Annotated in this window: 26 protein-coding genes and 1 pseudogene; 9 read left to right on the top strand and 18 right to left on the bottom strand. The window is 73.2% G+C overall.

What is annotated here, in order from left to right; translation table 11 throughout:
- The 7 genes and pseudogenes from AA75_RS09235 to AA75_RS09205 all read right to left on the bottom strand — a co-directional run.
- Positions 1–507: pseudogene (locus AA75_RS09235) on the bottom strand (hypothetical protein); the annotation flags it as partial.
- Positions 508–606: 99 nt separating this feature from the next.
- Entirely contained in the window at positions 607–903 is a 297-nt protein-coding gene (locus tag AA75_RS09230; protein ID WP_033819342.1) for a 4a-hydroxytetrahydrobiopterin dehydratase, read from the bottom strand.
- 74 nt (positions 904–977) lie between these two features.
- Positions 978–1,157, bottom strand: a complete 180-nt coding sequence (locus tag AA75_RS09225; protein ID WP_033819341.1) for a DUF1272 domain-containing protein — start codon at positions 1,155–1,157, stop codon at positions 978–980.
- A 139-nt stretch (positions 1,158–1,296) separates the two neighbouring features.
- Complete coding sequence (locus tag AA75_RS09220; protein ID WP_033819340.1) at positions 1,297–2,064, bottom strand: sulfite exporter TauE/SafE family protein; 768 nt, start codon at positions 2,062–2,064, stop codon at positions 1,297–1,299.
- Between the two features lie 234 nt (positions 2,065–2,298).
- Entirely contained in the window at positions 2,299–3,324 is a 1,026-nt protein-coding gene (locus AA75_RS09215; protein WP_033819339.1) for an SPFH domain-containing protein, read from the bottom strand.
- 9 nt (positions 3,325–3,333) lie between these two features.
- Positions 3,334–3,756, bottom strand: coding sequence for an NfeD family protein (locus AA75_RS09210; protein WP_033819338.1), 423 nt, complete (start codon positions 3,754–3,756; stop codon positions 3,334–3,336).
- Positions 3,757–3,898: 142 nt separating this feature from the next.
- A complete protein-coding gene (locus tag AA75_RS09205) occupies positions 3,899–4,690 on the bottom strand; it encodes an ABC transporter ATP-binding protein (RefSeq protein ID WP_033819337.1) in 792 nt (263 codons plus the stop codon).
- A gap of 194 nt (positions 4,691–4,884) precedes the next feature.
- Here AA75_RS09205 and AA75_RS09200 point away from each other — a divergent pair, with 194 nt between their 5' ends.
- Entirely contained in the window at positions 4,885–5,679 is a 795-nt protein-coding gene (locus AA75_RS09200) for a hypothetical protein (protein ID WP_033819336.1), read from the top strand.
- 41 nt (positions 5,680–5,720) lie between these two features.
- On the opposite strand, the gene AA75_RS09195 is transcribed toward AA75_RS09200, so the two are convergent.
- The 3 genes from AA75_RS09195 to AA75_RS09185 all read right to left on the bottom strand — a co-directional run bounded on the left by AA75_RS09195 (position 5,721) and on the right by AA75_RS09185 (position 10,273).
- The gene (locus tag AA75_RS09195) at positions 5,721–6,377 is read right to left on the bottom strand and encodes a response regulator transcription factor (RefSeq protein WP_033819335.1); all 657 of its coding nucleotides are present in this window, start codon (positions 6,375–6,377) and stop codon (positions 5,721–5,723) included.
- Positions 6,370–7,536 (bottom strand): GAF domain-containing sensor histidine kinase, encoded by a 1,167-nt coding sequence (locus AA75_RS09190; protein ID WP_033819334.1) that lies wholly within the window; start codon positions 7,534–7,536, stop codon positions 6,370–6,372. Before AA75_RS09190 ends, AA75_RS09195 begins: the two co-directional genes overlap by 8 nt.
- Positions 7,537–7,654: 118 nt before the next feature.
- Positions 7,655–10,273 (bottom strand): FHA domain-containing protein, encoded by a 2,619-nt coding sequence (locus tag AA75_RS09185; protein WP_033819333.1) that lies wholly within the window; start codon positions 10,271–10,273, stop codon positions 7,655–7,657.
- Between the two features lie 245 nt (positions 10,274–10,518).
- Here AA75_RS09185 and serB point away from each other — a divergent pair, with 245 nt between their 5' ends.
- Entirely contained in the window at positions 10,519–11,775 is a 1,257-nt protein-coding gene (gene serB, locus AA75_RS09180; RefSeq protein WP_051812043.1) for a phosphoserine phosphatase SerB, read from the top strand.
- 101 nt (positions 11,776–11,876) lie between these two features.
- Here serB and AA75_RS09175 read toward each other — a convergent pair whose 3' ends face one another.
- The 3 genes from AA75_RS09175 to AA75_RS09170 all read right to left on the bottom strand — a co-directional run bounded on the left by AA75_RS09175 (position 11,877) and on the right by AA75_RS09170 (position 13,975).
- Positions 11,877–12,404, bottom strand: coding sequence for a histidine phosphatase family protein (locus tag AA75_RS09175; protein ID WP_033819332.1), 528 nt, complete (start codon positions 12,402–12,404; stop codon positions 11,877–11,879).
- Positions 12,405–12,494: 90 nt separating this feature from the next.
- Complete coding sequence (locus AA75_RS53425; protein ID WP_255369504.1) at positions 12,495–12,617, bottom strand: SGM_5486 family transporter-associated protein; 123 nt, start codon at positions 12,615–12,617, stop codon at positions 12,495–12,497.
- Positions 12,618–12,637: 20 nt separating this feature from the next.
- Positions 12,638–13,975 carry an MFS transporter gene (locus AA75_RS09170; RefSeq protein WP_033819331.1) on the bottom strand — a complete coding sequence of 446 codons (1,338 nt, stop codon included), beginning with the start codon at positions 13,973–13,975 and terminating at the stop codon, positions 12,638–12,640.
- 84 nt (positions 13,976–14,059) lie between these two features.
- On the opposite strand from AA75_RS09170, the gene AA75_RS09165 reads away from it, so the two are divergent.
- Positions 14,060–14,728: a FadR/GntR family transcriptional regulator gene (locus AA75_RS09165; RefSeq protein WP_033819330.1), complete on the top strand. Its 669-nt coding sequence runs from the start codon at positions 14,060–14,062 to the stop codon at positions 14,726–14,728.
- Positions 14,729–14,825: 97 nt separating this feature from the next.
- Here AA75_RS09165 and fabI read toward each other — a convergent pair whose 3' ends face one another.
- Positions 14,826–15,593 (bottom strand): enoyl-ACP reductase FabI, encoded by a 768-nt coding sequence (gene fabI, locus AA75_RS09160; RefSeq protein WP_033819329.1) that lies wholly within the window; start codon positions 15,591–15,593, stop codon positions 14,826–14,828.
- A gap of 5 nt (positions 15,594–15,598) precedes the next feature.
- Positions 15,599–16,318 (bottom strand): 3-oxoacyl-[acyl-carrier-protein] reductase, encoded by a 720-nt coding sequence (gene fabG, locus AA75_RS09155; RefSeq protein ID WP_033819359.1) that lies wholly within the window; start codon positions 16,316–16,318, stop codon positions 15,599–15,601.
- A gap of 269 nt (positions 16,319–16,587) precedes the next feature.
- Here fabG and AA75_RS09150 point away from each other — a divergent pair, with 269 nt between their 5' ends.
- The 6 genes from AA75_RS09150 to AA75_RS09125 all read left to right on the top strand — a co-directional run bounded on the left by AA75_RS09150 (position 16,588) and on the right by AA75_RS09125 (position 22,487).
- A complete protein-coding gene (locus AA75_RS09150; RefSeq protein WP_033819328.1) occupies positions 16,588–17,739 on the top strand; it encodes an MBL fold metallo-hydrolase in 1,152 nt (383 codons plus the stop codon).
- A 145-nt stretch (positions 17,740–17,884) separates the two neighbouring features.
- Positions 17,885–19,438, top strand: a complete 1,554-nt coding sequence (locus AA75_RS09145) for a TldD/PmbA family protein (RefSeq protein WP_051812042.1) — start codon at positions 17,885–17,887, stop codon at positions 19,436–19,438.
- Complete coding sequence (locus AA75_RS09140; protein WP_033819327.1) at positions 19,438–20,844, top strand: metallopeptidase TldD-related protein; 1,407 nt, start codon at positions 19,438–19,440, stop codon at positions 20,842–20,844. The genes AA75_RS09145 and AA75_RS09140 overlap by 1 nt, the downstream gene beginning before the upstream one ends.
- A 32-nt stretch (positions 20,845–20,876) precedes the next feature.
- Entirely contained in the window at positions 20,877–21,425 is a 549-nt protein-coding gene (locus AA75_RS09135; RefSeq protein WP_033819326.1) for an RNA 2'-phosphotransferase, read from the top strand.
- 142 nt (positions 21,426–21,567) lie between these two features.
- Positions 21,568–21,918, top strand: coding sequence for a DUF3099 domain-containing protein (locus AA75_RS09130; RefSeq protein ID WP_033819357.1), 351 nt, complete (start codon positions 21,568–21,570; stop codon positions 21,916–21,918).
- Positions 21,919–22,241: 323 nt separating this feature from the next.
- Complete coding sequence (locus AA75_RS09125; protein ID WP_033819356.1) at positions 22,242–22,487, top strand: hypothetical protein; 246 nt, start codon at positions 22,242–22,244, stop codon at positions 22,485–22,487.
- Between the two features lie 61 nt (positions 22,488–22,548).
- On the opposite strand, the gene moaA is transcribed toward AA75_RS09125, so the two are convergent.
- From moaA to AA75_RS09110, 3 genes are all read right to left on the bottom strand, one after another.
- On the bottom strand, positions 22,549–23,538 hold the full coding sequence (gene moaA / locus AA75_RS09120; RefSeq protein ID WP_033819325.1) for a GTP 3',8-cyclase MoaA: 990 nt from the start codon (positions 23,536–23,538) through the stop codon (positions 22,549–22,551).
- A 96-nt stretch (positions 23,539–23,634) separates the two neighbouring features.
- The gene (locus tag AA75_RS09115) at positions 23,635–25,254 is read right to left on the bottom strand and encodes a cation acetate symporter (protein ID WP_033819324.1); all 1,620 of its coding nucleotides are present in this window, start codon (positions 25,252–25,254) and stop codon (positions 23,635–23,637) included.
- Entirely contained in the window at positions 25,251–25,619 is a 369-nt protein-coding gene (locus AA75_RS09110; RefSeq protein ID WP_082526367.1) for a DUF485 domain-containing protein, read from the bottom strand. The genes AA75_RS09115 and AA75_RS09110 overlap by 4 nt, the downstream gene beginning before the upstream one ends.
- Between the last annotated feature and the right edge of the window lie 144 nt (positions 25,620–25,763).

Genomic DNA, 25,763 nt, shown 5'->3' with positions numbered 1-25,763 from the left:
TACGGCGGGGTCGGGCGGCGAGGCCGGGGGGAAGGGCGGGTACGCGGTGGACGTCCCGTCTGCGGCGTAGCCGCCCGGGTCGGGGTGGCCGCTGTCGTACCCGGTGGTGGCCGGCGCGGCCGGGGCGCTGTCGTAGGGGAGGTAGCCGCCGTAGCCGTCGCCGGTGTCCGCGGGGGCGTACAGCTGCTGGTCCTGGCCGGCCCCGGCCGGGTGACCGGGGGCAGCGGGGTAGCCGTACTGCTCGGCCTGGTACGGCTGGTAGTAGCCGGCCGTCGGGTCGGGTTGGGGGGCGGCGTTCTCCCACTGGTCGCCGGGCTGCCAGGCCGGGGTTCCGGCCTGGGTGCCGTACGGCTGCTGCTGGTAGCCGGTGTCCGGCGCCCACCCGGTGGCGGCCTCGGTCTGCTGGGGATACCAGGGCTGCTGCTGGTCGTAGCCGACCGGCTGCTGCTGCCCGTTGGTGTCGTGCGGGTATCCCTGGCCCGAGGCTGGGGGATGGTCCTGAGCCATGCGTTCCGTCCGTCCCGACTGCGTGCTGCCGTGTGCCAGCATCTCATGGTGGACGGGACGGGCCCGCCGCCGCGGGCTCGGGTGGGCGCTGACCGGGGGTCAGTCGGCGGTCCGCAGGGCCTGGTCGATGAGCCCGGCGAGGGTGAGGTCGAGGGCGGTCAGGCCGCCCTCGCTGTGGGTGGAGAGCACGAACCGCAGGGTCCGCCAGCGGATGTCGATGTCGGGGTGGTGGTCCAGCCGTTCGGCGTCCTCGGCGACCGCGTCGACCACCCGGATCGCGGTCGGGAAGCTCGCGGTCTCCGCGGTGCGGACGATCGAGTCGCCCTCGCGCCGCCAGTCGGGCAGGCCGGCCAGGCCTGCGGCGATCTCGTCCTCCGTAAGCCTGACCCTGCTCATGCGTCGGTACCTCTCGTTGGTCCCGGCCGGTCGGCCGGGGGGCGGCGGCGGGGCCCGTCGTCCGGGCCTCCGGGTCAGCCGGTGGTCCGTCGCGGCCGGGTGAGCAGCTCGCCACCGCAGTTGGGACAGGTGGCGGCCATCGCCCCGGTGCAGGCCGGGCAGAAGGTGCACTCGTAGGAGCATATGAAGGCGGGGCCGTCCGCCTTGAGCGACACCTCGCAGCGTTCGCAGATCTCGCGCATTTCCAGGGCCATCGGGGTCCTCCCGGGTGGGGTGGCGGGTGACGGTGGATCAGGGCGGTCCACCGGTACGAGGGTGGGGCAGCCTGATCGAGTGCGCCTGGGGTGTGGGCTGAGCAGGGCGTTCCGCCGAGGACGGCACCGTTCGGGTGCGTCAGCCGAAGAGCATCCGGCCGACCGCGACCAGGCCGACCACCACGATCAGGCCGCGCAGCGCCGCGGGGGGCAGCCGGCGGCCGACCTTGGCGCCGAGCTGGCCGCCCGCGGCGGACCCGACGGCGATCAGCAGGACGGCGGTCCAGTCGATGGTGGAGGTGAAGAGGAAGAAGACCGCGGCGACCGCGTTGACGATCATGGCGAGGACGTTCTTGGTGGCGTTGATCCGCTGCATCGAGTCCTGCAGCAGCATGCCCATCAGCGCGAGCAGCAGGACGCCCTGGGCGGCGCCGAAGTAGCCGCCGTAGACGCCCGCCAGCAGGACGCCGGTGAACAGCACCGGGCCGACCTCCTCGGCGGGCGCGCCGTCGCCGTTCGCCCGGCGAGCGGCCATCGCACGGGCCACCCGGGGCTGGAGGACCACCAGGACCAGGGCGAGCAGGATCAGGACGGGGACGATCGCGTCGAAGGCCTCGGCCGGCAGCCGGATCAGCAGGACGGCGCCGGCCAGGCCGCCGATCAGCGAGGCGACCGAGAGCCGGGCGAGCCGGCGGCGCTGGCCGGTGAGCTCGCGGCGGTAGCCGATGGCGCCGCTGAGCGAGCCGGGGACCAGGCCGAGGGTGTTGGAGACGTTGGCGGTCACCGGGGGCAGGCCGACCGCCAGCAGGACCGGGAAGGTGATCAAGGTGCCCGAGCCGACGATGGTGTTGATGGTGCCGGCACCCACACCGGCGAGCAGCACGGCCACACCCTCCCAGAGTGTCATCTGCCATCCCCTCGCTCGGTCCTGTCGGGACGATCATGCCGGAGGGAGCGGCGGACGGGCCAGCGGCCATCCAGGATGCGGACCCCGGACGGCCGGACCCCGGACCCCTGACCTCGCACGGCCGGACCTCGCACGGCCGGACGGCCGGTGCCCGGACGGCCCGAGGGCCCGTACCGGCGGTGCGGTGCGGGCCCTCGGGGCGGTTCCGGTACGGCTACCGGCGGGGTGTCCCGGTCACTCGGGGTCGATCTTCGGGTACTCGCGGGTCGGCTCGACCCGCGGGCGGGCCGCCGACTTGGTGTCGGTGTCCACCGGGCGCGGCCCCGCCGTCGGGTCGACCGGGATGCGGCCGCTCGGCGCCGCGGCGGGCGCCGCGCCGTTCCCGCCGCCGGTCAGACCGGTGAAGGCACCGCCGAGGCCCTTGAGCGCGTCGCCGACCTCGCTCGGGATGATCCAGAGCTTGTTGGAGTCGCCCTTGGCCAGCTCGGGCAGGGTCTGCAGGTACTGGTAGGCGAGCAGCTTCTGGTCCGCGTCGCCGTCGTGGATGGCCTCGAAGACCGTCCGGATCGCGGCGGCCTCACCGTCGGCGCGCAGCACCGCGGCCTGCGCCTCACCCTCGGCCTGGAGGACCGCGGCCTGCTTCTCGCCCTCGGCGCGCAGGATGGCGGCCTGCCGGGAACCCTCGGCGGTGAGGATCGCGGCGCGCTTGTCCCGGTCGGCGCGCATCTGCTTCTCCATCGAGTCCTGGATGGAGGTCGGCGGCTCGATCGCCTTCAGCTCGACCCGGTTGACCCGGATGCCCCAGCGGCCGGTGGCCTCGTCCAGGACGCCGCGCAGGCCCGCGTTGATGACCTCGCGGGAGGTCAGGGTGGACTCGAGGTCCATCGAGCCGATGATGTTGCGCAGCGTGGTGACGGTGAGCTGCTCGATCGCCTGGATGTAGCTGGCGACCTCGTAGGTGGCGGCCCGGGCGTCGGTCACCTGGTAGTAGATGACGGTGTCGATGTTGACGACCAGGTTGTCCGAGGTGATCACCGGCTGCGGCGGGAACGGGACCACCTGCTCGCGCAGGTCGATCCGGTTGCGGATGGTGTCGATGAAGGGCACCACGATGTTCAGCCCCGCGCCGAGCGTGCGGGTGTAGCGGCCGAAGCGCTCCACGATCGCCGCGCTGGCCTGCGGGATGACCTGGATCGTCTTGATCAGTGCGATGAAGGCCACCACGACCAGGACGACCAGCACGATAAGGACGGGTTCCACGACTCTCCCCTAGACGACCAGGGCGGTTGCGCCCTGGATTTCGACGACGTCGACCTGCTGCCCCGGCTCGTAGACGCTGCCGGGGTTGAGCGCGCGGGCCGACCAGATCTCCCCGTTGAGCTTGATCCGGCCGCCCTCCCCGTCGACCCTCTCCTGTACCACCGCCGAGGCGCCCGGGAGCGCATCGACGCCCGTGCGGATCTGCGGCCCCTTCTGCAGCAGCCGGTACGCGACCGGTCTGACCAGTACCAGCAGGGCGACGGAGACCCCCACGAACACCAGGAACTGGAGGACCACCCCCGCTCCGAGCGCGGCCGCCAGGGCCGCCGCGCCGGCGCCGAGCGCGAACATGGCGAACTCCGGCATGGCCGTGAGCACCAGAGGTATGCCCAGGCCGACGGCGGCGAGGAGCCACCAGATCCAGCTGTCCACAGGTCCATCCTAGGGAGGGAACGGTCTTGCGGCGGAAAGTTCCCGCAGGTGGACGGGCGGAAACCGGCCGCACGTACGACCGGCCCGCTTCAGCCGAAGTTCAGTTGTTCAGTACCGCGTGCCGGGCCGCGCGTCGCGGGGCTCAGCCGAGCGGCAGGCCCTGCGCGGACCAGCGGTCGCCGTGCCGCTCCAGGGTCAGCGGGAGGCCGAAGCAGAGCGAGAGGTTGCGGGCCGTCAGCGTGGTGTCGAGCGGGCCGGCCACCAGCACCTTGCCCTGACGGATCATCAGGACGTGGGTGAAGCCCGGCGCGATCTCCTCCACGTGGTGGGTGACCATCGCCATCGCCGGGGCGTGCGCGTCCTGGGCCAGCGCGCCGAGCCGGCGGACCAGGTCCTCGCGGCCGCCGAGGTCGAGGCCGGCGGCCGGCTCGTCCAGCAGCAGCAGCTCGGGGTCGGTCATCAGGGCGCGGGCGATCAGGGTGCGCTTGCGCTCGCCCTCGGAGAGGGTGCCGAACTTGCGGGTGGTGTACTCGGACATCCCGAGGCGGTCCAGCAGGGCCAGCGCACGCTGCTCGTCGGTGGTGTCGTACTGCTCGCGCCAGCTGACCGTCATGCCGTACGCGGCGGTGAGCACGCACTGCAGCACGGTCTGCTCGGCGGGCAGCTTCTCGAACATCGCCGCGCTGGCGAGGCCGATCCGCTGGCGCAGCTCGAAGACGTCCACCTCGCCGAGCTTCTCGCCGAGCACCGCGGCGGCGCCCGAGGTCGGGAACAGGTAGGTCGCGGCGACCTGGAGCAGAGTGGTCTTGCCGGCGCCGTTCGGGCCCAGGATGACCCAGCGCTCGCCCTCGGCGACCGACCAGGAGACCTGGTCGATGAGCGCGCGGCCCTCCCGGACCACGGATACGTCCACCAGCTCCAGCACGTCGCTCATGCCTACGCCTTCCCCAATGCAGATTCGGCCGTCCTGGGGCCTGCGCGAAGGCCCAGGGGTGCGGTCCAGTCGTGTCGACAGTCCGTGCGGGCGGGCAGCCTACTCCGCCGACCGGTGGGCGGGGAGCGGGTGCGGCGCACGCACAGGGCAAACCTACGCCACCCGGATGTCGGCGTTGTCCGTAGGCTGGCTGGATGCTCGCTACTCCTTCCGAGAATCCGTACGAAGAGCCGCGATCGGGCCGGCTGACCGCCTGGGGCAACGCCCTGCTGAGCGGCGCCGCCTCGCCCGACGACGCGGCGGCGGCCGTGCTGGGCGCCGACGAGAACCACCGGGTGACCGGGCTGCCGGGCGACGCCGAAGGGGAGCTGCACGGGCTCACCTGGGCGCTCGGGCGGCTGCGGGTGCTGGGGGTGAAGGGGCTGCGGCTGGCACTGCCGACGGCCGGGCACCCGCTGGGGCTGACCGGGCCGGCCGCCTTCAACGCGCTGGCGCTCGGCGCCGGCGAGGCGGTGCTGGCGGTCGGGGTGCCGGTCGGGCTGGTCCCCGAGGTCGAGGTGTTCGGGCCGGCCGGGGACCGCTCGGCCACCGTGCTGTGGCGCTGCACCGAGGTGAACGACGGGCCGCCCGCCGACGTGCCGTCGCTGCACGAGGCCGAGCGCGAACTCGCCGACGGGCTGCGCGAGGCGACCGCGCTGCTGGCCCGCCTCGACGTGGCCGGGGCCGGGCCCGAGACGCTGCGGGCACTGGAGGCGTACCGGCGGCGCGGGCACGCCGAGCTGCTGGCGCCCGGCTACCCGCCGCGGGCGGTACGGATCCTGGAGTCGGCCCGCCAGGTGTCGGCGCTGCTGTCGATCGCCTCGGGCAGCCACGGCGCGGCCGTCAGCGCCTCCGAGATGGCCGCCCGCCGCGCCACCCTGGCCCCGCTGGAGCGCACCGCCCGCCGTGCCCAGGTCGCCGCCTACAACGCGATGACCGACGAACGCTGACCCCAGGCCCCATCAGGGGCGCCCCGGAGGGTCAACACCCGTCAGGGCTCGCCGGCCGCGCCGTTGCGGACCGCCCAGAGGGCGGCCTGGGTGCGGTCGGCGACGTCGAGCTTCATCAGGATGTTGGAGACGTGCGTCTTGACCGTCTTCTCCGAGAGGTGCAGCGCGCGGGCGATCTCGCGGTTGGAGCGGCCGGCCGCGATGTGGCCAAGCACCTCGCGCTCACGGTCCGTCAGGGTGCCGCCGCGGCCCTGCGGGACGTGCGGCCCGCTGTCCGCAAGCAGGGCCGCGGCCAGCTCCGGCTGGAGCAGCACGTGCCCGGCGTGCACCGAGCGGATCGCTCCGGCCAGCGCCTCCGGATCGACGTCCTTGTAGACGTACCCGGCGGCGCCGGCCCGCAGGGCGGGGACCATGGTGCGGTGCTCGGTGAAGCTGGTGACGATCAGGATCCGGGCCCGGCTGCCGTCCTCCTTGAGCAGCCGCAGCGCCTCGATGCCGTCCACGCCGGGCATCTTGAGGTCCATCAGCACGACGTCGGGGGCGAGCTCCTGGGTCCGGGCGACGGCCTCGGCGCCGTCGGCGGCCTCCCCGACCACCTCGATGTCGTCCTGGACCTCCAGGAAGGTGCGCAGGCCGCGCCGGACCACCTGGTGGTCGTCGACCACCAGGACGCGGATCGGTGCGTCGGTGTCAGGCACCGGGGACCTCCATCTCGACGACCGTCCCCTTGCCCGGGGCGGATTCCAGGGTGAGCCGGCCGCCGACGGAGGCGGCCCGGTCGCGCATCGACACCAGGCCCAGGTGGCGTCCGCCGCGGCGGACCGACTCCGGGTCGAAGCCCCGGCCGTCGTCGGTGATCCGCAGTACCGCGCCGCGGTCGGCGGTGCCGGTGAGCGAGACGGTGACGGCCCGCGCCCCGGCGTGCCGCAACGCGTTGTGGAGGGCCTCCTGGGCCACCCGCAGCAGGGCGGCCTCGCGGGCCGGCGGCAGGGCCCGGACCTCGGCCGGGCGGAAGCTGACCTCGGCGCTGTGCGCCCGGTCGAGCACCTGGACCTGCGAGGCGAGGGTGGCCACCAGGCCGTCCTCCTCCAGTGCGGCCGGGCGCAACTCGACGACCACGGCGCGCAGTTCGTCCGCCGCCTCGGCGGCCAGCCGGGCCACCTCGGCCAGTTCGGCCCGGGCGCGGGCCGGGTCGCGGTCGACCAGGGTGGCGGCGGCCTTGGCGGTCAGACGCAGCGAGAACAGCTTCTGCGAGACGGCGTCGTGCAGGTCGTGGGCGATCCGGGCGCGTTCGCCGGCCAGGGTGAGTTCGCGGCTGCGCTCGTACAGGCGGGCGTTGCCGAGGGCGAGGGCGGCATGGGCGGTGAGGATCCGCAGCAGTTCCTCGTCGTGGGCGGTGAAGCCGGCCGTGGAGCCCTGCTTGTTGGCGAGGAAGAGGGCGCCGAGCACCTCGGTGCCGTCCAGGATCGGCATGCCGAGGAAGTCGGTCATCTCCGGGTGGGCGGGCGGCCAGCCGCCGAAGTCGGGGGCCCGGCGGACGTCCTTGAGCCGGGTGGGGGTGAGCCGGTGCAGCATGCCGGCCAGGACGCCGTGCTGGCGGGGCAGCGGGCCGATGGCCTTCCACTGCTCGTCGCTGACGCCGTCGACCACGAACTGGGCGAAGCCGCCGTGGTCGTCGGGCACGCCGAGGGCGGCGTACTCGGCGTTCAGCAGGGTGCGGGCGGACGCGGTGATCCGGCGCAGCACCTCGCGGACCTCCAGGTGGCGGCTCATGCCCAGGACGGCGGAGCTGATCGCTTCGATGCCGCCGAGGCAGGGGTCGCAGCCGGGCCCGGGGTGGGCGTTCTCCAACGACATGCCCTCACGCTACCGCCGGGCACCGCCGCGCCGCGTCAGCCGTCGGCCCTCCTCCCCGGGGACTAGGACCGGTGGGGAGGAGGGCCGACAGCGACTGTGCGGGGGGTGCGGGGCGGGATCAGCCCTTCTGCATGACGTCGGGCTCGTGGCGCTTCTGGAAGCGCTGGATGGCGAAGGCCAGGCCGGTGGACAGGACGATCAGGGCGATCCAGTTGAGGATCATGTGGCCGGCCGAGTGGTCCCACAGCGGGTCGATCGGCGGCTGCTCGGGCGGGCGGACCGCGACCACCGGCGAGATGTGCGCCAGGTCGAGGGTGTTGCCGCTGGCCGCGACGCCCCAGCGGGCGGGCATCAGCCAGGCGAGCTGCTCCAGGCCCGGCTTGTCGAAGAGCTGGAAGATCGCACCGGTCATCACCATCTGGACGATGGCGAACATGACCAGCAGCGGCATGGTCTTCTCGGCCGTCTTGACCAGCGAGGAGATCGCCAGGCCGAACATCATCGAGGTGAAGCTCAGCAGGATGACGCCGATCGACATCTCCAGCGCCGGGGAGTGCGTGAAGATCAGGCCCTCGGCGGGCAGCGTGCGCACCTTGAAGGCGATGGCCGAGATCAGCCCGCCCTGGACGAAGCTGATCGCGCCCAGCACGATGATCTTCGACATCAGGTACGCCGACCGGGACAGGCCGGTGGCCCGTTCCCGTTCGTAGATCGCCCGTTCCTTGATCAGCTCACGGACCGAGTTGGCCGACCCGGACAGGCAGGCGCCGAACGCGACCACCAGCAGGATCATCCGGGCCACGTCGTTGCGGCCGCTGCCGGCGCAGGCGGCCAGGCCGCACTTGTCCGGGATGACGGTCGACACCCCGCCCAGTACCAGCGGCAGCAGCAGCGACAGCGCGATGAACCCCTTGTCGGAGGCGATCACCGCCAGGTAGCGGCGGATCAGCGTCCACAGCTGGGAGCCCCAGCTCTGCGGCTTGGGCGGGCGCACCTGGGTGTGCACGTTGGGCGCGCTCTGGGCGGCCACCGCGTCCACGTTGGCCGAGTACTCCTGGTAGTGCACGGATCCGCGGTAGCGGCCGGCCCAGTCGTGGTCGGGGTAGTTCTCGAAGGCCTGGAAGACGTCGGCCCAGGTCTCGTAGCCGAAGAAGTGCAGGGCCTCGGCCGGCGGGCCGAAGTACGCCACCGAGCCGCCCGGCGCCATCACCAGCAGCCGGTCGCACAGGGCGAGTTCGGCCACCGAGTGGGTGACCACCAGGACCGTGCGGCCGTCGTCGGCGAGGCCGCGCAGGGTCTGCATGACCTCGCGGTCCATGCCCGGGTCGAGGCCCGAGGTGGGCTCGTCCAGGAAGATCAGCGAGGGCTTGGTGAGCAGCTCCAGGGCGACCGAGACGCGCTTCTGCTGGCCGCCGGACAGGGCGGTGATCCGGTTGTCGGCGCGCTTGTCCAGGCGCAGCTCGTACAGCACCTCGTCGATCCGGCGCTCGCGCTCGGCGGGCTCGGTGTCGCCGGGGAAGCGCAGCCGGGCGGCGTACTTGAGGCCGCTGCGGACGGTGAGCTCCTTGTGCAGGATCTCGGACTGCGGCACCAGGCCGATCCGGGAGCGGAGCTCGGCGAACTGCTTGTACAGGTTGCGGCCGTCGTAGCGGACCTCGCCGCGGTCGGCCGGGCGGTAGCCGGTGAGGGCGCGCAGCAGGGTGGACTTGCCGGAGCCGGACGGGCCGATCACCGCGACCAGGGACTTCTCCGGGACGGAGAAGCTGACGTCGTTGAGCAGGACCTTCTTGCCGCCCTTGTGGTCGACCTCGACGGTCAGGTGGTGGGCGGAGAAGGTGACGGCGCCGGTGTCGACGAACTCCTGCAGCTGGTCGCCGACCAGCACGAAGCTGGAGTGGCCGACGGTGAGCCGGTCCTGCGGGCCCATCAGCTGACGCTGGACCGGCTGGCCGTTGAGGAAGATCCCGTTGTGGCTGCCGAGGTCGACGATCTCCCAGCGGCCGTCGGCGAGCTGGCGCAGCTCGGCGTGGTGGCGGGAGACCTGGAGGTCGGAGACGACGATGTCGTTGTCGAGCGCGCGGCCGATCCGGATGGTGCGCATGCCGGCGGTGAGGCTGCGGACCATGGTCGGGTTGCCGAGGCCGGGGGCCGGGGCCGCCTGGCCGGGGTGCGCCTGCTGCGGTACCGGCGCGTGCTGCGGGCCGGTCCGGAACTCGCCGGGCTCGCCCGGGAAGGACTGCTGCTGCGGGAAGCCGGGCTGCGGGGTGGGTGCGTCCCAGCGCTGCTGCACGGGCGGCTGCTGGGCCGGTGCCTGCTGGGCGGCCGGCTGCTGGACCGGCGGCTGCGGCTGGGCGGCCCACGGCTGCGGGGCGCCCGGGGTGACCCGGCGGGTGGTCGCCTCGTGGATGGAGCCGGCGGCCTCCGCCGGGGCCGCGGGTGCGGCGGCGGGGGCGCTGAAGCTCAGCCGCGGGCCGTTCTCCGGGTTGCCCAGGTTGACCACGCTGCCCGGGAACAGCTGGACGTGCAGCGTCCGGGTGCCGCCGGCGAAGGTGCCGTTGGTGGAGCCGTGGTCGTCCAGCTGCCAGGCGGCCCCGGTGAAGGAGATGGTGGCGTGCCGCCAGGAGACCCTGGCGTCGTCGAACGTGAGGTCCGAGTTCGGATCCCGCCCGATGGTGTAGCTGCGGCCGGGTTCCAGTACCCGCCGCTGCCCGTTGAGTTCCAGTACGAGTTGCGGCACTGTCGGCCTGCCCCGCTCTCTCGGTCCCCCGGTTCGCCCCCGGTCGCGGGGGTCATGTGATGTGACGGGGGGAATCATTCCAGCCGTTGTGCCGTACCTGAAAGTCACCTAGGAGACTGTGACCGGGTGGCAACACAGCTCGTGGGGGCCGGTGACACGGGCGGTGCAGGCGAACGGTCCGGCCGTCCCAGGGTGCGGACCGGTGCGGTGGGCCCGGCCTCCGGCCCGGTAGCGTGGGAGGCACCATGGACGCAACTGATCCGGCCGCTGAGCCTCTCCCCGCCGCACAGTCCCGGACCGCCGACGAGCGCACGCTGCTGGTCAAGGTGTTCGGCAAGGACCGCCCCGGTATCACGGCGGGCCTGTTCACCATGCTCTCCGACTTCGGCGTCGACGTGATCGACTTCGAGCAGATGGTCACCCGGGGGCGGATAACGCTCTGCACCCTGGTCACTCCCCCGCACGCCGCGGACGCCGAGGGCGAGCTGCGGGTCGCCGTGCACCGCTGGGCCGAGGAGATGAAGCTCCAGACCGAGATCATCTCCGGGCTCGGCGACAACCGGCCCCGCCGGGAGGGCCGCTCGCACGTCACCGTGCTCGGCCATCCGCTGACCGCCGCCGCCGTGGCCGCGCTGAGCGGGCGGATCTCCGACGTCGGCGCCAACATCGACCGGGTGTTCCGGCTCGCCAAGTACCCGGTCACCGCGGTCGAGCTGACCGTCTCGGGCGTCCCCACCGAGGTGCTGCGCACCGAGCTCGCCCAGGAGGCGGCCGCCCAGCGGGTGGACGTCGCGGTGGCGGAGGCGGGGCTGCACCGGCGGGCCAAGCGCCTGGTGGTGATGGACGTCGACTCCACGCTGATCCAGGACGAGGTGATCGAGCTGTTCGCGGCGCACGCCGGCTGCGAGCAGGAGGTCGCCGAGGTGACCGCCGCGGCGATGCGCGGCGAGCTGGACTTCGCGGAGTCGCTGCGGGCCCGGGTGGCGCTGCTGGCGGGCCTGGACGCCGGTGTGGTGGAGAAGGTCCGCACCGAGGTACGGCTGACGCCGGGCGCCCGCACCCTGATCCGTACCCTGCAGCGGCTCGGCTACCAGGTCGGCATCGTCTCCGGCGGGTTCACCCAGGTCACCGACCACCTGGTGGAGCTGCTCGGGCTGGACTTCGCGGCGGCCAACACCCTGGAGGTGGCGGACGGGAAGTTCACCGGCCGGGTCACCGGGGAGATCGTGGACCGGGCCGGCAAGGCCCGCTGGCTGGCCAGGTTCGCCGAGCAGGCCCGGGTGCCGCTGGCCCAGACGGTGGCGATCGGGGACGGCGCCAACGACCTGGACATGCTGAACGCGGCCGGGCTCGGGGTTGCCTTCAACGCCAAGCCGGTGGTCCAGGAGGCCGCCGAGGTGGCGGTGAACCTTCCGTTCCTGGACACCGTGCTGTACCTGCTGGGCATCACCCGCGAAGAGGTCGAGGCCGCCGACGAGCTGGACGGCACGCCCACCGAGTGACCGCGCCCGTCCGGTGGCCGTGCCCACCGGACGGGCACGCCGGCACACGACGGCGAAGGCCGGGACCACCGTGGCGGTCCCGGCCTTCGCCGTGTGCCGGCCTACTCCGGCAGCGTGTGGTACGAGTCGAGCTGGGCCGCGCCGGGCTCGATGCCCTTCCAGTGGCCGGTGAAGCTGAGCACCGCGATGGCGCCGGTGGGGAAGCCGTTCAGCCGCAGCCGGTTGAGCGCGTCGGCGTCGCCGGCGTCCCCGGCGAGCACCTGGGTGAGTCCGAGCACCCCCGGGTTGTGGCCCACCAGCAGCAGGTCGGCGCTGTCGTCCGGGGTCTCCTGGAGGACCTCGATGATCTGGCCGGGGCTGGCCTCGTACACCCGCTCCTCGAACACCGTCCTGCGGTGCCGCTTGGGCAGCTCGTGGGCGACCAGCTTCCAGGTCTCCCGGGTGCGCAGCGCGGAGGAGCAGAGCACGTGGTCGGGGTTGATGCCGGAGTCGACCAGCCACTGGCCGGCCTCGGTGGCCTGGACACGGCCCCGGTCGGCCAGGGGGCGCTCGTGGTCGGCGACCTGGTTGGGCCAGTCCGCCCGGGCGTGGCGGAGAACGATGATCCTTCGGGGTGTGTCGGCGCTCATACCCCCAGAGCTTCGCAGAAAATCAGCCGCCGGGCGCGGGCTCCACGGCGGCGCCACCCGCAGGAGTGGAGCGGTTGCGGTGGGCCACCGTCAGCCGAGGTTGGCGGCGACGATGGCGACCACGGCCACCGCCACCACGACGCCGGCGATCATGCCGAGCAGCTGCAGCAGCTTCTTCTGGCCGTTCGGGGGGTTGGGTTCGAGAACTGGCATACCGGAAAGTCTGCCATCCCTTACGACGCCACCCGCCCGGGGGCGGCGGGCTGCGCCTCGTCCTCGATGTGCCTGGCCCTGGCGGCCCGCAGACCGACCGCCATCTGCGGGACCAGCAGCACCGCGAGGAAGCCCAGCGGCAGGTACCAGCCGCCGGTCCACTGGTAGAGGCTGCCGATCAGGATCGGGCCGGGGATCGAGATCAGGTAGCCGACGCTCTGGGCGAAGGCCGACAGCTGGCCGACGCCGCCCGGGGTGCGGGCGCGTAGGCCGATCATGGTCAGGGCCAGCGGGAAGGCGCACATCGACAGGCCCACCAGGCAGGCCCACAGCCAGGACGCGGTACCGGCGGCCAGCGCCAGGCCGGTGTAGCCGGCGATCCCGCACAGGGCCAGCACCACCACGAAGATCCGCTGGTCACCGCGGCGCACCGCGAGGTTCGGCAGCACGAAGGAGGCGGGCACGCTGATCGCCATCACGATCGCCAGCAGCACCCCGGAGCTGGACCCGGAGACCCCGGCGTCCTGGTAGATCTTGGGCAGCCAGCCCATCGCGGCGTACGCGCTGGTGGACTGCAGGCCGAAGAAGACGGCCAGCGCCCAGGCGGTGCGGCTGCGCAGGATGGGCAGCTTGGCGGCGCCCGGGCGGTTCGGGCCGGCCTCGCCGCGGTCGCGGCGCAGGAAGGCCGTCACCGCCCACAGCGCCAGCGCGGCGGCGGCCAGCAGGCCCCAGACGCCGAGGCCGAGCCGCCAGCTGCCGCCGAGCGCGGAGGTCAGCGGGACGGTGGCCGCCGCGGCGGCCGAGGTGCCGACCGACAGCGCCATCGAGTACAGGCCGATCATCGGGCCGACCCGGTCCGGGAAGTACCGCTTGATGACCACCGGCAGCAGCACGTTGGAGACCGCGACCCCGGCCAGCGCCACGGCGGTGAGCAGCAGGAACAGGGCGGTGGAGCCGGTGAACGCGCGGGCCAGCAGGCCGACGGCGATGGCGCCCATGCCGGCGGCCACCACCGCGATCGGTCCGGTCCGTCGGGCCAGCGCGGGCGCGGCGATGCCGAAGCCGGCGAAGCAGAGCGAGGGGACGGCGGTGAGCAGCCCGGCCACCGTGGCGCTCATCCCGAGGCCGGAGCGGACCTGGTCGAGCAGCGGGCCGAGGCTGGTGACCACCGGGCGCAGGTTGAGGGCCGCGGCCACGATGGCGGCCGCCAGCAGCCAGGAGAGGTGGCGGGAGCGGGTGCCGGCGGGCGTGGTCGCGTCGGCGGCGGGGTGCTCGGCGGGTGCGTGCTCGGAGGGTGCGTGGTGCGGTGCCCCGGACGCGGGCCCCTCGGTCGTGGTGGTGTCTGCTGCGGTCGCCATAGCGGCCATCATAGAATCATGGGATGAATTAATGCACGCCGGTATCCTGGAGACCCTCACCACAGCAGCAAGGAGCCCTGACCCATGGCCCTGTCGACCACGCGTCGCGCACCGCTCTCCGATCAGGTGATCGCGCAGTTGCGCGCCCAGATCACCTCGGGCGAGTGGCCGGTCGGCTCGCGCATCCCCACCGAGGCGGAGCTGGTCGAACAGCTCGGGGTGGCCCGCAACACCGTCCGCGAGGCCGTGCGGGCCCTCGCGCACAACGGGCTGCTCGACATCCGCCAGGGCTCCGGCACCTACGTGCTGGCCACCAGCGAGCTGGCCGGGGTGATGCACCGCCGGTTCGCCGACGCCGACGGCGCGCAGGTCGCCGAGTTGCGGGCGACCCTGGAGACCGCCGCCGCCGGGCTGGCGGCGCTGCGCCGCACCGACCGGGACCTGGAGCTGCTGGAGTCGACCCTGACCCGCCGGGACGCCGCCTGGCACGCCGGCGACCCGGAGCACTTCGTCCAGGCGGACGCCGCCTTCCACCAGGCCGTGGTGGCCGCGGCCCACAACGACGTACTGGCCGCGGTCTACGCCGACCTCGGCGAGGTCACCCGTGCCCACCTGCGCCGCGACGTCGGCCCCGAGCTCACGCCGGACCGCTTCCTCGACCACCGGGGCATCATCGACGGCATCCGGGCGATGGACGCCCAGGCCGCCTCCGCCGAGGCCGGCCGGGCCATCGGCTGCGGGCAGGACGGCTGACCCGCCGCCCGCCGCGCACGCACCCACCACAGCACGCTGCCCGGCCCGCTCCGAGGAGCGGGCCGGGCAGTGGTGCTTCGGGGCGGGACGCGGGGCGTCAGGCGCCGATCGCGTGCAGACCGCCGTCGACGTGGACGATCTCGCCGGTGGTCTTCGGGAACCAGTCCGAGAGCAGGGCGACCACACCGCGGCCGGCCGGCTCCGGGTCGTTCAGGTCCCACTTCAGCGGGGACCGGTGGTTCCAGGTGTCGGCCAGCTCGCCGAAGCCCGGGATGGACTTGGCGGCCATCGAGCCGATCGGACCGGCCGAGACCAGGTTGCAGCGGATGTTCCGCGGCCCCAGGTCACGGGCCAGGTAGCGGGAGGTGGCCTCCAGCGCGGCCTTGGCCGGGCCCATCCAGTCGTACTTCGGCCAGGCGAACTGCGCGTCGAAGGTCAGGCCGACCACCGAGCCGCCGTCCTGCATCAGCGGGAGCAGCGCCATGGTCAGCGACTTCAGCGAGAACGCCGAGACGTGCATCGCGGTCGCGACCGACTCCCACGGGGTGTTCAGGAAATTGCCGCCCAGCGCGTCCTGCGGGGCGAAGCCGATCGAGTGGACGATGCCGTCCAGGGTCGGCAGGTGCTCGCGCACCTGGTCGGCGATGCCCGCGAGCTGCTCCTCGCTGGACACGTCCAGCTCCAGCACCTTGGCCGGGGCGGGGAGCTTCTTGGCGATGCGCTCGGTCAGGCTGGGGCGGGGGAAGGCGGTCAGGATGACCTCGGCGCCCTGCTCCTGGGCCAGCTTGGCGGTGTGGAACGCGATGGAGGACTCCATCAGCACACCGGTGATGAGGATCCGCTTGCCTGCAAGGATTCCGCTCATGTCGGTCAGTGACCCATGCCCAATCCGCCGTCGACGGGAACGACGGCTCCGGTGATGTATGCGGCCTCGTCCGAGGCGAGGAAGCGCACGGCCGAGGCGATCTCGGCGGGCGCCGCGTAGCGGCCCAGCGGCACGCCCGCGACGATCTCCGCGCGGCGCTCGTCGGTGAGCACGGCGGTCATGTCGGTGTCCACGAAACCCGGGGAGACCACGTTGACGGTGATGTTGCGCGAGCCGAGCTCGCGCGCCAGCGACCGGGCGAACCCGACCAGGCCGGACTTGGACGCTGCGTAGTTGACCTGCCCGGGCGAGCCGGTCAGACCGACCACCGAGGAGATCAGCACGACCCGGCCCTTTCGGGCCCGCAGCATCTTCGCCGAAGCCCGCTTGACCACCCGGAAGGTCCCGGTGAGGTTGGTGTCCAGGACCGAGGTGAAGTCGTCCTCGGTCATCCGCAGCAGCAGCGTGTCCTTGGTGATGCCGGCGTTGGCGACCAGCACCTCGACCGGTCCGTGCGCGGCCTCGACCTCGGTGAACGCCGCATCGACCTGCGCGGCGTCGGTGATGTCGCAGCGGACCGCGAGCACGTCGAACTTGGCCAGCTGCTCCGGGACCTCGCCCGAGCGGCTGGTGATCGCGACCTTGTCGCCGGCCTCGGCGAAGGCCTGGGCAATCGCGAGGCCGATGCCCCGGTTGCCTCCGGTGACGAGAACCGAGCGGCTCACCATCCACCTCTCTCCTGGTTGACCTGCATGCGTACGCACTGTGACGGTATCGGTCCGGCCGAAGGTCGGGCCCATACGGCTCCGACAGGTACGCCTCGCGGTATCTGTCGCTTCCCGACAATACGTACGGCCGGACCTGGCCCGGGAGGCCCCCGAGGGGGAACCATGGACCGGTCACACCCGTTGCCCACTGGGCCTCGCACCCCACGAGGCACGGTGAGCAGCCGGCCGGGCGGCCGGAGAACCCACACAAGGGAAGCGGAACGCGGATGACCAACCACCCCCGTAACAGCGGCAGCGGCCGACGTGCCCGCCTGCTGGCCCTGACCGCGCTGGCCACCGCGGCCGGCGCCGCCGCCTGGTCGCTGCGCGACCTGCCGGCCGCGTTCGGCCGCCGGCCGGACGGCAGCAAGGACGCCCGGGTCCGCAACTCGCCGCAGTTCCGCGACGGGGTGTTCCACAACGCCCCGAGCGCGCTGGCGCAGCAGGAGCCCGGCCGCCCCGACGGCGACACCTTCCGCCGGATGCTGCTGGACGACCGGGCGGGCCGCCGCCCCAGCCTGCCGGTGCCGCTGGAGCGGGCCGCCGGCGGCGCCGCCCGCCCGGCCGCCGAGGGCGTCGAGGTGGTCTGGTACGGGCACGCCTCCGCGCTGGTCGAGGTCGAGGGCGCCCGGGTGCTGATCGACCCGATCTGGTCCGACCGCTGCTCCCCCGTCCACCAGGTCGGCCCGAAGCGGCTGCACCCGGTGCCCGTCGCGCTGGCCGAGGTGCCGCCGGTGGACGCGGTGCTGATCTCCCACGACCACTACGACCACCTCGACATGGCGACCGTCAAGCAGCTGGTCGAGCTGCAGTCCGCGCCGTTCGCGGTGCCGCTCGGCATCGGCGGCCACCTGCGCCGCTGGGGCGTGCCCGAGCACCGGATCATCGAGCTGGACTGGGACGAGACCTGCACCCTCGGCGAGCTGACCCTCACCCTCACCTCGGCGCACCACTTCTCCGGCCGCGGCACCACCCGCAACACCACCCTCTGGGGCTCCTGGGTGATAGCCGGCCCGACCCGGAAGGTCTACTACACCGGCGACTCCGGGTACTTCGAGGGCTACGCCCGGATCGGCGAGCAGCACGGCCCGTTCGACGCCGCACTGGTCCAGATCGGCGCGTACGACGTGGCGTGGCCCGACATCCACATGACGCCCGAGGACGCCGTCCGGGCCCACCTGGACCTGCGGGCCGAGCTGCTGATCCCGGTGCACTGGTGCACCTTCAACCTGGGCCTGCACCCGTGGGCGGAGCCGATCGAGCGGCTGCTGGCGGAGGCCAAGGCGCAGGCCGTCCCGCTGGTGGTGCCGCGGCCCGGCCAGCGGGTCGACGTGGACAACCCGCCGGAGCTGGACGGCTGGTGGGAGACGGTGATCTGACGGCGGGTCGGACCGGCGCAGCCGGGCCGACCCGCCGCGGCCCGAAATTCCCTGGCCACAAACGGCTGGACGGGAAATGATGCGATGCGGGTTCCCCTGCGGTCCGCGGGGTGCCCGCCGCCGACCCCCCGACCCAGGGAGCCCGATGCCGCCCACCTCCAGCGCCGGCGCGCCGCACAGCCGTGCCGTCGACCCGCTGTTCCTCGCGTACCCGCTGCGCACCCTCGCCGACGCGGCGCTCACCCGGGCGCGAGAACTCGGCGTCTCGCACGCCGACTTCCGCCTGGAACGGGTGCGCAGCGCCTCCTGGCGGCTGCGCGACGCCCGCCCGTCCGGCAGCTCCGACACCGTGCAGCTGGGCTTCGCGGTCCGGGTGCTGCTGGACGGCGCGTGGGGCTTCGCGGCCGGGGTGGACCTGACCACTGCGGCGGCGGCCCGGGTCGCCGAGCAGGCGGTGGCGGTGGCGCGGCTGTCCGGCGGGATCAGCCGGGCCGCGGGCTCCGAGGACCTGGTCGAGCTGGCGGCCGAGCCGGTGTACGCCGACGCCACCTGGGTCTCCTCCTACGACGTCAACCCGTTCGACGTCCCGGACGCCGAGAAGAGCGCGCTGCTGGCGGACTGGAGCAGCCGCCTGCTGGCCGCCGACGGCGTCTCGCACGTGATGGCCTCGCTGCTGACCGTGCAGGAGAACAAGTTCTACGCGGACACCGCGGGCACCGTCACCACCCAGCAGCGGATCCGGCTGCACCCCTCGCTGGAGGCCACCTCGGTCGACGAGCGCACCGGCGCCTTCGACTCGATGAGCACCATCGCCCCGCCGGCCGGCCGCGGCTGGGAGTACCTCCAGGGCAAGGGCTGGGACTGGGACCAGGAGCTCGCCGAACTGCCCGGCCTGCTGGCCGAGAAGATGAAGGCCCCCAGCGTCGAGGCCGGCCGCTACGACCTGGTGATCGACCCGTCCAACCTGTGGCTGACCATCCACGAGTCGATCGGCCACGCCACCGAGCTGGACCGGGCGCTCGGCTACGAGGCCGCCTACGCGGGCACCTCCTTCGCCACCTTCGACAAGCTGGGCTCGCTGAAGTACGGCTCCGAGCTGATGCACGTCACCGGTGACCGCACCGCCGAGCACGGCCTGTCCACCATCGGGTACGACGACGAGGGCGTCGCCACGCAGTCCTGGGACCTGGTCAAGGACGGCGTCCTGGTCGGCTACCAGCTGGACCGCCGGATGGCGGAGCTCAAGGGCCTCGGCCGCTCCAACGGCTGCGCGTTCGCCGACTCCCCCGGCCACGTGCCGGTGCAGCGGATGGCCAACGTCTCGCTGCAGCCGGTCGAGGGCGGCCCCGACACCGAGGGCCTGTTCGAGGGCGTGGAGAAGGGCCTGTACATCGTCGGCGACCGGTCCTGGTCGATCGACATGCAGCGCTACAACTTCCAGTTCACCGGCCAGCGCGCCTACGCGATCAGGAACGGCCGGCTGGCCGGTCAGGTCAAGGACTTCGCCTACCAGGCCACCACCACCGACTTCTGGGGCTCGATGAGCGCCGTCGGCGGCCCGCAGACCTACGTCCTCGGCGGCGCCTTCAACTGCGGCAAGGCCCAGCCGGGCCAGATCGCGGCGGTCAGCCACGGCTGTCCGTCCGCGCTCTTCCGCAACGTCAACGTGCTCAACACCCAGCAGGAGGCGGGTCACTGATGTCCGACACCACACCCCGGCCGCACGAGCTGGTCGAACGCGCCCTGGAGCTGTCCCGCACCGAAGGCTGCGTGGTGATCGCCGACGAGGAGTCGACCGCCAACCTCCGCTGGGCGGGCAACGGCCTGACCACCAACGGCGTCACCCGGGGCCGGCGGCTCACCGTGATCGCCACCGTGGACGGTGCCGAGGGCACCGCCTCCGGCGTGGTCTCCCGGGAGGCCGTCACCCGGGACGAGCTGGAGGACCTGGTCCGGGCCGCCGAGGCGGCCGCCCGCGACGCCGGCCCGGCCGAGGACGCCCGGCCGCTGCTGTCCGGCCCGCCGGAGTCGCCCGGCTTCACCGATGCCCCGGCCGAGACCTCCGCCGAGGTCTTCGCCGCCTTCGCGCCCGCCCTCGGCGAGGCCTTCGCCCGCGCCCGCGCCGGCGGCGAGCTGCTGTACGGCTTCGCCCGGCACGAGCTGACCACCAGCTACCTGGGCAGCTCCACCGGTCTGCGGCTGCGGCACGAGCAGCCCACCGGCTCGGTCGAGCTCAACGCCAAGACCGCCGACCTGACCGGCTCCGCCTGGGGCGGTGCGGCCACCGCCGACTTCACCGACGTCGACCTGGCCGCCCTGCACGGCTCGCTCAGCACCCGGCTCGGCTGGGGCCGCCGCAAGCGGATCGACCTGCCGGCCGGCCGGTACGAGACCCTGCTGCCGCCCTCCGCCATCGCCGACCTGATGGTCTACCTGACCTGGTCGGCGGGCGGCCGGGACGCCGCCGAGGGCCGCTCGGTGTTCAGCCGGCCCGGCGGCGGCACCCGGGTCGGCAACCGGCTCAGCGCCCTGCCGCTGACGCTGCGCTCCGACCCGGCCGAGCCCGGCCTGGCGGCCGCGCCGTTCGTGCTCGCGCACTCCTCCGGCGACAACTCGTCGGTCTTCGACAACGGCCTGCCGCTGACCGCCACCGACTGGATTCGCGACGGCGAACTGGCCAACCTCTCCACCACCCGGCACTCGGCCGCGCTGACCGGCCTGCCGGTGACGCCGTCGGTCGACAACCTGGTGCTGGAGACCGCCGACCAGGCCGGCGCGCCCACCCTGGAGGAGATGGTCGCCCGCACCGAGCGCGGGCTGCTGCTCACCTGCCTCTGGTACATCCGCGAGGTCGACCCGGCCACCCTGCTGCTCACCGGCCTCACCCGGGACGGCGTGTACCTGGTCGAGAACGGCGAGGTGGTCGGCGCGGTGAACAACTTCCGGTTCAACGAGTCCCCGGTCGACCTGCTCGGCCGGATCACCGAGGCGGGCCGCACCGAGCGCTGCCTGCCCCGCGAGTGGAGCGACTGGTTCACCAGGGCCGCGATGCCGCCGGTCCGGGTGCCGGACTTCAACATGAGCTCGGTCAGTCAGGCCTCCTGACGGAGGCCCATCCAGGAGGGAACACGGAGAAGGTGGACGAGAAGCAGACGGTCCGGGTGTCCAAGACGCTGTCGCGCGTGCTGCGGCACGACCCGGCGTCGGTCGGGATCACGCTGGACACGGCCGGCTGGGTCCCGGTGGACGAGCTGCTGGCGGGCCTGGCCCGCAGCGGGCGGCGGATCAGCCGGGCGCAGCTGGACCACGTGGTGGCGACCAACAACAAGCGCCGTTTCGCCTTCTCCGAGGACGGCCGGTCGATCCGGGCCAGCCAGGGCCACACCGTCGAGGTTGACCTGGGCCTGCCGCCCGCCGAGCCGCCCGCGGTGCTCTACCACGGCACCGGCTCGGCGACGGTGGGCGTCATCCTCGCCGAGGGCCTGCGCCCGATGGCCCGGCAGGACGTCCACCTCTCCGCGGACACCGACACGGCCGTGCGGGTGGGTGCCCGGCACGGCCGTCCGGTGGTGCTGGTGGTGGACGCGGCGGCGATGTCCGCGGCGGGCCACGTCTTCCGGGTCAGCGCCAACGGCGTCTGGCTGACCGACTCGGTGCCGCCGCGGTACCTCACCCTCACCGGCTGACCCGCGGGCCCGCCCCGGCCGCTCCCGTCCCGCCGCGCCGCGACCCGCCCGCGCACCCGCTCTCCTGCACCGCCGTCCGGCGGCGTACCGTGAAGAGGCCGCGGCCGGGCCGGGCGGCGGAGACGGGACGAGGGCGGTACACATGGGCAAGAGCCAGGACGACGGGCAGGTCTTCCGGATCACCGGGGCACGGACCAGCCTCTCCGAGGACGTCCGGGGGCGTCAGCGGCGCTATGTGATCTCGATGCTGGTCCGCACGGCCTGTGTGGTGCTGGCCGTGGTCATGTGGGACGTGCAGCGGTACGTGGCGTACGTGGCGCTGGTCGGCGGGGTGCTGCTGCCGTACTTCGCGGTGCTGATCGCCAACGCCGGGCGGGAGCGGGCGCCCGGCCTGCCGAGCACCTTCGCGGTGCCGCCCGAGGTGCCGCTGATGCTCGGCCCCGGGGGCAGCGGCGGCGGTGGCCGGGCCGCCGAGGGCCGTCCGGCGGACTGAGGAGCGGACGGCGGAATCCGCTGAGGAAAACGCTGGAACTCACCCCGATCTGTCCTGGTTTATGGACGATTGACCGGCAGAAAGCTCAGAGCAACCTCAGATTAATCATGAAAGAGGCCCCCACGGGGGCCTCGGACCGTGCCATACTGCGTAGGCGCTCCGCATCCCCCGTCGGAGCGACAGACCGACGCCGGGCAGCTCCCCCCGTGGCTGCCCGGCGTCGTCACGCCCGGATCCGGGCGGGCCCCGCGGCCGCACGGGCCGGCGCAGGTGCGAGACTGGCCGCAGACATCCACGCCAGCGGCACCCGGGACGGCATCACCATGGACACCCCCTCGCTCGGTCTCTTCGGCTCGGCGGACGGCCCCGAGGGCCCGCCGGTCTGCTCGGGCAAGGGCTGCCGGGAGGCCGCCGTCTGGGTGCTGGTGTGGAACAACCCCAAGCTGCACACCCCGGACCGCCGGAAGACCTGGCTGGCCTGCGAGGAGCACCGCGAGCACCTGTCGCAGTTCCTGGGCGTGCGCGGCTTCCTCAAGGAGGTCGTCCCGCTCGCCGGGTTCGAGGGCTGAGCGAGGTTCGAGGGCTGAGCGGGGTTCGGGCTGAGCGGCAGGCGGGGACGCGTCCCGCCCGTCAGCCCCCGATGGCGGACATCGGCCGGTCGGGCTGGAGGAACTCGGGGTCGTCGATGCCGGCGCCGGCCTTCTTGCCCCACATCGCGGTACGCCACAGCTCGCCGATCGCGGCGTCGTCGGCGCCGCCCCGCAGCGCCGCCCGCAGGTCGGTCTCCTCGGTGGCGAACAGGCAGTTGCGGATCTGGCCGTCGGCGGTGAGCCGGGTCCGGTCGCAGGCCCGGCAGAACGGCCGGGTCACCGAGGCGATCACGCCGACCCGGCCGGGGCCGCCGTCGACCAGCCAGCGCTCGGCGGGCGCCGCACCGCGGGCCGCCGACGGCTCGGCGGTGAGCGTGAAGCGCTCCCGGAGCCGGTCCAGGATCTCCTCGGCGGTGATCATGCGGGAGCGGTCCCAGCCGTGCTGGGCGTCCAGCGGCATCTGCTCGATGAAGCGCAGCTCGTACCCGCGCTCCAGGCACCAGCCGAGCAGGTCGGCGGCCTCGTGGTCGTTGACGCCGCGCATCAGGACGGCGTTGAGCTTGACCGGGGTCAGCCCGGCGCGCTCGGCGGCGGCGAGGCCCGCCAGCACGTCCTGGTGGCGGTGACGGCGGGTCAGGATGTGGAAGGTGTCGGGGTCGAGGGTGTCCAGCGAGACGTTGACCCGGTCGAGTCCGGCCTGCCGCAGGGCGGCGGCGGTACGGGCCAGGCCGATGCCGTTGGTGGTCACGGAGAGTTCCGGCCGGGGGGTCAGTGCCGCGCAGGCCTCCACGATGGCGACCAGTCCGGGGCGCAGCATCGGCTCGCCGCCGGTGAAGCGGACCTCGCGCACGCCGAGGTCGCGGACCGCGATCGAGACCAGCCGGACGATCTCCTCGTCGGTGAGCAGCTCCGGCTTGGCCAGCCACTGCAGGCCCTCCTCGGGCATGCAGTAGGTGCACCGCAGGTTGCACCGGTCGGTGAGGGAGACCCGCAGGTCCACGGCCTGGCGGCCGTAAGTGTCCAACAGCATGGGGGCTCCCTTCCCGCAGCGCACGGCCGGCCCGGCCGCCTGGTGGGGCGGACCGGGCCAGCTTAGCCGCAGGGGCGCGGAGCGGTTCTTACGGTTTCAGTGCGCACCCAGTCCGGTCAGCGAGCGGACCTCCAGTTCAGCGTACTTCGCCGGGTCGGCGGGTTCGCGGGAGAGCAGGGGCCCGATCAGCCCGGCCAGGAAGCCGACCGGGATGGAGACCAGCCCGGGGTTCTCCAGCGGGAACCAGTGGAAGTCGCTGTGCGGGAACAGCGAGGTCGGCTTGCCGGAGACCACGGTGGAGAAGACCACCAGCAGGACCGAGGTGACCAGGCCGGCGTAGACCGAGCAGACCGCGCCCGCCGTGTTGAACCGCTTCCAGAACAGCGAGTAGAGCAGCGTCGGCAGGTTGGCGGACGCCGCCACCGCGAAGGCCAGCGCGACCAGGGCGGCGGTGTTCAGCTTGTCGGCGAAGATCGACAGCAGGATGGCGACCGCGCCGATCGCGACGGCGGCCAGCTTGGCGGAGCCGATCTCCTCCCGTTCGCTCGCCCGGCCGCGGCGGATCACGTTGGCGTACAGGTCATGGGCGAAGGAGGCCGAGGAGGCCAGGGTGAGCCCGGCGACCACGGCGAGGATGGTGGCGAAGGCCACCGCGGAGATCACCGCGAGCAGGACCGCCCCGCCGGTGGTGCCGGCGCCGCCGCCCAGGTGCTCGGCGAGCAGCGGGGCCGCGGTGTTGCCGGCCGCGTTGGACTTCTTGATCACGCCGGGTCCGACCAGGGCGGCGGCGCCGAAGCCGAGCGCCAGGGTCATCAGGTAGAAGCCGCCGATGATGCCGATCGCCCAGAGCACCGACTTCCGGGCGGCCTTGGCGGTGGGCACGGTGTAGAAGCGGACCAGGATGTGCGGCAGGCCCGCGGTGCCGAGGACCAGGGCGAGGCCCAGGCTGAGGAAGTCCAGTTTGCTGGTGTCGCTCGCGCCGTACTTCAGGCCCGGTTCGAGGAAGGCCGTGCCCTTGCCGCTGGCGTCGGCGGCGGCGCCCAGCAGCGCGGAGGGGTTGAAGTGGTACTTGGCGAGGACCAGCACCGTCATCAGGGCGGTCCCGGCGATCAGCAGCACCGCCTTGACGATCTGCACCCAGGTGGTGCCCTTCATCCCGCCGATCACCACGTAGACCACCATCAGCGCGCCGACCGCGACCACCGTCCAGCGCTTGGCGGCGTCGCCGTTGACGCCGAGCAGCAGCGCGACCAGGGAGCCCGCGCCGACCATCTGGGCCAGCAGGTAGAAGATCGACACCACGATGGTGGAGATGCCGGCCGCGGTCCGCACCGGACGCTGGCGCATCCGGAAGGCCAGCACGTCGGCCATGGTGTAGCGGCCGGAGTTGCGCAGCGGTTCGGCGACCAGCAGCAGGGCGACCAGCCAGGCGACCAGGAAGCCCACCGAGTAGAGGAAGCCGTCGTAGCCGAACAGGGCGATGGCGCCGGCGATGCCGAGGAAGGACGCGGCCGACATGTAGTCGCCGGAGATCGCCAGGCCGTTCTGGAAGCCGGAGAAGCCGCGGCCGCCGGCGTAGAAGTCGGAGGCGTCCTTGGTCTGCCGGCCGGCCCGGACGGTGATGCCGAGGGTGGCCAGCACGAAGACGCCGAACAGCGTCATGGTCAGGCCGCGGTGCTCGGTGGCGGAGCCGGCGGCCAGCAGGGTCGTGGTCATTCGGCCACCTCGTCCTCGGGGGTGCGGGCCGCGGCCCCGGCCGCCCGGGCGCGGATCCCGGCGGCCGTGGGGTCGAGCCGGGCGCCGGCATAGCGGGCGTACCACGCCGCGATGGCGAAGGTGGAGACGAACTGCAGCAGGCCGAGCGCGAGGGCCGTGTTGACGTGCCCGAACAGCCTGATGCCCATGAAGTCCGGGGCGTAGCAGGACAGCAGCACGTACAGCAGGTACCAGAGGATGAAGCCGGCGGTGACGGGGAACGCGAAGCCGCGGAAGGAGCGGCGCAGCTGCCGGAACTCGGCGCTGCGGTCGGTCGCGATGAGCCGGTCGGGCGGGGCGGGACGGGCGGTCGACGGGTTGTCCACTCGGTGTCCTCCTGGGGTCGGCGGGTGCACAGGTGGAACGATCGGACGTGAGGGGCGTCACAGTCGCGCGTGCCGCTGCATGCTAGGTCCGCGGCCGGCGCCCGGCCAGACTCCGCGCGACGAAAGCACGCGTGTACACCTCAA

Source organism: Kitasatospora sp. MBT63, assembly GCF_000710465.2.
Taxonomy (GTDB): Bacteria; Actinomycetota; Actinomycetes; order Streptomycetales; family Streptomycetaceae; genus Kitasatospora.
This window is presented reverse-complemented; position numbering and strand designations above follow the sequence as displayed.

Bases quoted from the DNA above. Each gene is read 5' to 3' on its own strand.
- AA75_RS09230 (WP_033819342.1), bottom strand. From the start codon at position 903: ATGAGCAGGGTCAGGCTTACGGAGGACGAGATCGCCGCAGGCCTGGCC.
- AA75_RS09225 (WP_033819341.1), bottom strand. From the start codon at position 1,157: ATGGCCCTGGAAATGCGCGAGATCTGCGAACGCTGCGAGGTGTCGCTC.
- AA75_RS09220 (WP_033819340.1), bottom strand. From the start codon at position 2,064: ATGACACTCTGGGAGGGTGTGGCCGTGCTGCTCGCCGGTGTGGGTGCC.
- AA75_RS09205 (WP_033819337.1), bottom strand. From the start codon at position 4,690: ATGAGCGACGTGCTGGAGCTGGTGGACGTATCCGTGGTCCGGGAGGGC.
- AA75_RS09200 (WP_033819336.1), top strand. From the start codon at position 4,885: ATGCTCGCTACTCCTTCCGAGAATCCGTACGAAGAGCCGCGATCGGGC.
- AA75_RS09190 (WP_033819334.1), bottom strand. From the start codon at position 7,536: ATGTCGTTGGAGAACGCCCACCCCGGGCCCGGCTGCGACCCCTGCCTC.
- serB (WP_051812043.1), top strand. From the start codon at position 10,519: ATGGACGCAACTGATCCGGCCGCTGAGCCTCTCCCCGCCGCACAGTCC.
- AA75_RS09175 (WP_033819332.1), bottom strand. From the start codon at position 12,404: ATGAGCGCCGACACACCCCGAAGGATCATCGTTCTCCGCCACGCCCGG.
- AA75_RS53425 (WP_255369504.1), bottom strand. From the start codon at position 12,617: ATGCCAGTTCTCGAACCCAACCCCCCGAACGGCCAGAAGAAGCTGCTG.
- AA75_RS09170 (WP_033819331.1), bottom strand. From the start codon at position 13,975: ATGGCGACCGCAGCAGACACCACCACGACCGAGGGGCCCGCGTCCGGG.
- AA75_RS09165 (WP_033819330.1), top strand. From the start codon at position 14,060: ATGGCCCTGTCGACCACGCGTCGCGCACCGCTCTCCGATCAGGTGATC.
- fabI (WP_033819329.1), bottom strand. From the start codon at position 15,593: ATGAGCGGAATCCTTGCAGGCAAGCGGATCCTCATCACCGGTGTGCTG.
- AA75_RS09150 (WP_033819328.1), top strand. From the start codon at position 16,588: ATGACCAACCACCCCCGTAACAGCGGCAGCGGCCGACGTGCCCGCCTG.
- AA75_RS09145 (WP_051812042.1), top strand. From the start codon at position 17,885: ATGCCGCCCACCTCCAGCGCCGGCGCGCCGCACAGCCGTGCCGTCGAC.
- AA75_RS09140 (WP_033819327.1), top strand. From the start codon at position 19,438: ATGTCCGACACCACACCCCGGCCGCACGAGCTGGTCGAACGCGCCCTG.
- AA75_RS09130 (WP_033819357.1), top strand. From the start codon at position 21,568: ATGGGCAAGAGCCAGGACGACGGGCAGGTCTTCCGGATCACCGGGGCA.
- AA75_RS09125 (WP_033819356.1), top strand. From the start codon at position 22,242: ATGGACACCCCCTCGCTCGGTCTCTTCGGCTCGGCGGACGGCCCCGAG.
- moaA (WP_033819325.1), bottom strand. From the start codon at position 23,538: ATGCTGTTGGACACTTACGGCCGCCAGGCCGTGGACCTGCGGGTCTCC.
- AA75_RS09115 (WP_033819324.1), bottom strand. From the start codon at position 25,254: ATGACCACGACCCTGCTGGCCGCCGGCTCCGCCACCGAGCACCGCGGC.